This window comes from Serratia sp. CY81684 (genome assembly GCF_052166595.1).
In the GTDB taxonomy this organism is placed as follows: Bacteria; Pseudomonadota; Gammaproteobacteria; order Enterobacterales; family Enterobacteriaceae; genus Serratia; species Serratia nematodiphila.
In genome coordinates, this window is record NZ_JBJNOO010000024.1 from 1 (window position 1) to 629 (window position 629).

Genomic DNA, 629 nt, shown 5'->3' on the forward strand with positions numbered 1-629 from the left:
TCACCACCTTCCTCCTCGCTGAAAGTGCTTTACAACCCGAAGGCCTTCTTCACACACGCGGCATGGCTGCATCAGGCTTGCGCCCATTGTGCAATATTCCCCACTGCTGCCTCCCGTAGGAGTCTGGACCGTGTCTCAGTTCCAGTGTGGCTGGTCATCCTCTCAGACCAGCTAGGGATCGTCGCCTAGGTGAGCCATTACCCCACCTACTAGCTAATCCCATCTGGGCACATCTGATGGCAAGAGGCCCGAAGGTCCCCCTCTTTGGTCTTGCGACGTTATGCGGTATTAGCTACCGTTTCCAGTAGTTATCCCCCTCCATCAGGCAGTTTCCCAGACATTACTCACCCGTCCGCCGCTCGTCACCCAGGGAGCAAGCTCCCCTGTGCTACCGCTCGACTTGCATGTGTTAAGCCTGCCGCCAGCGTTCAATCTGAGCCATGATCAAACTCTTCAATTAAAAGCTTGATTTGCTTCCACTCGAGAAGCGATGCTCAAAGATTTACTGCATGAATTTTACTTCAGTTAGTCACTCTTCAAGACTTGATATTTTTTTGCATCCGAAGATGCTGGATATCGTCTTGTGGAGTGCCCACACAGATTGTCTGATAAATTGTTAAAGAGCAGTG

General features: G+C 51.4%; 1 rRNA gene. It reads right to left on the minus strand.

Going from position 1 to position 629, the window contains the following annotated elements:
- Positions 1-460: ribosomal RNA gene (locus tag ACJ8QF_RS25075) — 16S ribosomal RNA — on the minus strand; the annotation flags it as partial.
- Positions 461-629: the final 169 nt, after the last annotated feature.